This is a genomic window from Flavobacterium sp. (assembly GCF_035760125.1).
GTDB lineage: Bacteria > Bacteroidota > Bacteroidia > Flavobacteriales > Flavobacteriaceae > Flavobacterium.
On sequence record NZ_DASTTN010000363.1, the window covers coordinates 1 to 3,892 of the forward strand.

The following is a 3,892-nucleotide window of genomic DNA, read 5'->3' on the forward strand; positions in this document are numbered from 1 at the left end:
CACCGTCAATCCAAGATTTTACTTGTCCGTAAACATTCGGTTTCCAGTCATTTTTGTGTCCAACCAGTATCCATTCATTCAAGAAATCTGAATAACGATCCAAAGGCAAAAACCAGTGTTTCGTTGATTTCAAAACAGGAGTTTCTCCCGTAATGGTCGATTTTGGGTTGATTAAATCAGTTGCATTTAGCGTAGAACCACATTTTTCGCATTGGTCACCATAAGCTTCTTCATTCCCGCATTTCGGGCAAGTTCCAACCACAAAACGATCCGCCAAAAATTGATTGGCTTTGGCATCATACAATTGTTCTGTTATTTCTTCAATAAAATCACCTTTGTCATACAATTTCTTGAAAAATTCCGAAGCGGTATCGTGATGAATTTTCGCCGAAGTTCTAGAGTAATTGTCAAATGAAATACCGAAATCTGAGAATGATTTTCTAATAATTCCATCATATTTGTCGATTACTTCCTGTGGCGTAATGCCTTCTTTCTTGGCTTTCATCGAAATGGCAACGCCGTGTTCATCGCTTCCGCAAACAAACAAAACGTCTCTGCCCTGCAAACGCAAATAACGGGAATAAATATCTGAAGGCACGTAAACCCCCGCCAAATGCCCAATATGTATAGGTCCGTTCGTGTAAGGCAATGCCGCCGTAATGGTATATCTTTTTGGATTCTGTATCATAACTCAATTTTATTGAGTGCAAAAATAAGCAATAGAATTTTATTTGGAGCTTTTTACTTCGTCAATTCATTTTGTTAGTTTCTTGCTGTACATTGAAAAGAAAGCCTGCCAAGCTTCGTTATAAATATAAGACTTTTGCTATCAGTTTTTAAAAACATTTGTATGATTATTTTTTGTATATTTATTTTAAAATCAACTATTTGTGAAAAAGTTATTTTTTTTATTTATTCTTTTTGGTAATTCTGCAATTTCTCAAGAAGCTGATTTAACTCCAAAGTCAAATAAACTCTTTTATCTTGAAATTTTTGCAGGAGCTAGTTTTTGTAGTATAACTGGCTTTACTTTTGGAGCAGGTGCTAATTATCAATCTAATGAAAATATATATACTTTCCGTTCCGTTATGGTAAGTGAAAAAAAAGGTTCTGATTTCAAAAAAGACATTTCATCAACAGTAGACGAAAATTATTATAAGTTTAGAGATATTCTAGAATTTTCATTATTATATGGTAAGGTACATACTTTTGAACATAGCTCATTAAGTGCAAGTTTAGGAATATCCATATATGGATTTGATGAATATCTTGCACAAACAGGTTATGGTAGAATAGCTGCTGGATCTAAAATTGGTATTAATTCCAAAACCGAATTTGGAATTCCTTTTGAAATTAATTTTAATTTTTTATCAATGAAAAGTATTAGCGATCATAAGGGGCAAAAAAGAAATTTCTTAGGTGAATTTGGATTTAAATTTTACGGAAATATTTCTAAATACAATTATATGGCATTGGGATTAACTTTAGGAGCTGGTTCATATAAATGATTTATTAATTAGAATTATTTTCTCTACTGTTCTATAGGTGTTAAATATTTAATTATTTGTGAGTTATGCCGTTTACATCCTTTATATCACACTCTTGATAGCCAGAAGTATTACTTATATTGAAAAGAATAAAAAAATCTGCTCAACACAAAAGGAAATCTGCGTTTTTAAAATCTCTTTTTTTGTTTGTAACAAAATTCCAAATTATGGCAAAAGGACCCGAAAAAAACACTAAAAATAAGGCTTTGCATACCAAATTGCTAAATCGAAAAAGGGCTAAACTTCAAGAAGAAAAAAAAGAAAAAGCATTACGATTGAAAGCATTAGTTGCAAAAATGAATCAGAAAAAAAATAGTAACGAATCTGATCCTACATAACCCAGTAGGGTTTTGTAATCCGAATTCATAATAATGTAAATCATGTCAGTAATTATGTAACAGTTTTCAGATACTCTAAAGTTAATTTAGCCATTATTAATTTTAAATAAATAAAGTATGAAAACTAAAAACATATTATTTGTATTAGCATTAAGTATCGGATTATTTGCAACGTCTTGTAATTCTAGCGATGAAAACGAAGGAGACACATTAGCTCCCTTAGAAGGAAAATGGAGTATTGTCAAAGTTGGTACCAATGTTAATGGAGCAGAAACATTGGTTGACCCACCACAAAATGTAAGTGGATGTAACCATGACTTTATTGATCTAAAGATTAATAATACATTAATTTCAGGAGATTATGATTCTACTGTTAGCCCATGTGTCCTAACAACTGTGTCAGGGACATATTCCAAAGGAGATAGTAAAGTAACTACTGTTATAAATGGTACAACCACAACTTATGACATTGTTAATCTTACACTTACTGAATTAAAGCTAAAGAATGGCAACGCTATCTCAGTTTACATCAGATAATTAATTTCTCGTGTTAAATCAGTATGAAAACGGAAATGACTTTTTAAAAGGCTTTTCCGTTTTTTATGCATATATGAATTATGTATACTTAAAATAATTTTTCAAACTCAGTAGGCATTTTGCTTATTGGTTTTATTTTGATGTTTTTATAGTAAACTTCGCCAGCCTCACTTTGCAATTGTATTTTTCCTTCGTTTAAAGGCTGAAATTTTTCACCATCAAAAAAACGAGAATTCTGCAAAACCATTACCACTTTGCCATTGATGATGTGAAGACTTTTGCCTTCAAAACAAACCAACTCTATTTCTGTCCAACCGTTATCAGGTGTTTCGGCTCTCATTTTTCGCATGCAAAACCCAGTATTTTCGGTATGGGTCCCAAAAGGAATAAATTGTTGGCTTTCATCTGCCACGGCATTCATTCCTCCTTCCGGAAGATAGGCCTTAATATCAATTGCTGCATTAGCAATGTTCCAGTAATCACCAAAATGGCCTTCCATTATTTGAAATTCTTGCGATAACATCCAAGCGCGCCAGTAATCAACACCCGCTTTCCCCTGCGAATGATAGAGCACACCCGCATCCATGAGTTTATCGGTTCTGGGCTCCCATTTTTTGGTTCCAAATTTGACTTTTAGCTTCAAGCGGTAGTTTTTAAAATTTTCTTTGGTAAAAACGCAGCCATAGTATTCCCCAGTAACTTTAAGTACAGGTTCGTTATTTTCCTGAATCACCGTAAACATATTGTTTACATTTTTATTGTAACCAATAGGAGGGATATCTGTCCCGTTAGCATCAGTTGGAATTTTGCCGGAATACCCGTTCTGGTGTTTGTAACTTAGATACATATCCCATTTGCTTAGGTTATTGTCCAGTAAATCTAACCAGTCATCTTCGGATGGATTAGTATTTTTAGTTAAAGAAGTTAAACTAAAAAGAAGGGCAAGTGCTATTAGTGTGGAGTATTTTTTAATATAATTTGTTTGATAATTTGGATAGAAATGATTCCTAAAATCTACTACATAATGTCTTAGAGATATTATGCTTTTTATTCAAAATCAGATACCATTTTTACATTTTATCTTTTGGTCAAATAATTATCAAGCTAAGATTTTTCCGCTGGATTGATTTGAATTTGTATAAAATAGAATTAATGTAAATTAAGGCTTTGAGTAATAAATCAGAATATATTTTGCAACCTTTGCCCTCGAAAAAAACGAAACAAACTTATGAGCAAGACGAAATTAATCATTAATAAAAACGGATCTATAAAAATAGAAGGTGATTTTGAAATTATGGACCAAGAAGGAACAGTTTATGGACTGCAAGGAAGATCTGCCTTAGGTCTTTGTCGTTGTGGATTATCGGCTAACAAACCTTTTTGCGATGGAGGTCACCGCAATAATTTCGAACACGATTCAAAAGCATTTGATTTGCCGCCAATGAAAACGAATTAAAGGATTCTGTTTTC

The 3,892-nt window shown here is 32.6% G+C and carries 6 protein-coding genes; 4 read left to right on the plus strand and 2 right to left on the minus strand.

From position 1 onward, the window contains the following. Positions 1–688: class I tRNA ligase family protein (locus tag VFS71_RS12945; protein ID WP_326401718.1), on the minus strand; the 688-nt coding region annotated here is incomplete at its 3' end. 202 nt (positions 689–890) lie between these two features. Here VFS71_RS12945 and VFS71_RS12950 point away from each other — a divergent pair. The 3 genes from VFS71_RS12950 (at position 891) to VFS71_RS12960 (ending at position 2,422) form a co-directional block, all read left to right on the plus strand. Beyond that, positions 891–1,508 (plus strand): hypothetical protein, encoded by a 618-nt coding sequence (locus VFS71_RS12950; RefSeq protein ID WP_326401719.1) that lies wholly within the window; start codon positions 891–893, stop codon positions 1,506–1,508. Between the two features lie 206 nt (positions 1,509–1,714). Continuing rightward, positions 1,715–1,885 (plus strand): hypothetical protein, encoded by a 171-nt coding sequence (locus VFS71_RS12955; RefSeq protein ID WP_326401720.1) that lies wholly within the window; start codon positions 1,715–1,717, stop codon positions 1,883–1,885. Positions 1,886–2,002: 117 nt separating this feature from the next. Further along, positions 2,003–2,422 (plus strand): lipocalin family protein, encoded by a 420-nt coding sequence (locus tag VFS71_RS12960; protein WP_326401721.1) that lies wholly within the window; start codon positions 2,003–2,005, stop codon positions 2,420–2,422. A gap of 88 nt (positions 2,423–2,510) precedes the next feature. Here the strand turns inward: VFS71_RS12960 and VFS71_RS12965 are convergent, their stop codons facing one another. After that, complete coding sequence (locus VFS71_RS12965; protein WP_414656000.1) at positions 2,511–3,395, minus strand: 3-keto-disaccharide hydrolase; 885 nt, start codon at positions 3,393–3,395, stop codon at positions 2,511–2,513. A gap of 255 nt (positions 3,396–3,650) precedes the next feature. On the opposite strand from VFS71_RS12965, the gene VFS71_RS12970 reads away from it, so the two are divergent. After that, a complete protein-coding gene (locus tag VFS71_RS12970; RefSeq protein WP_111408501.1) occupies positions 3,651–3,878 on the plus strand; it encodes a CDGSH iron-sulfur domain-containing protein in 228 nt (75 codons plus the stop codon). The last annotated feature ends 14 nt before the right edge of the window (positions 3,879–3,892 follow it).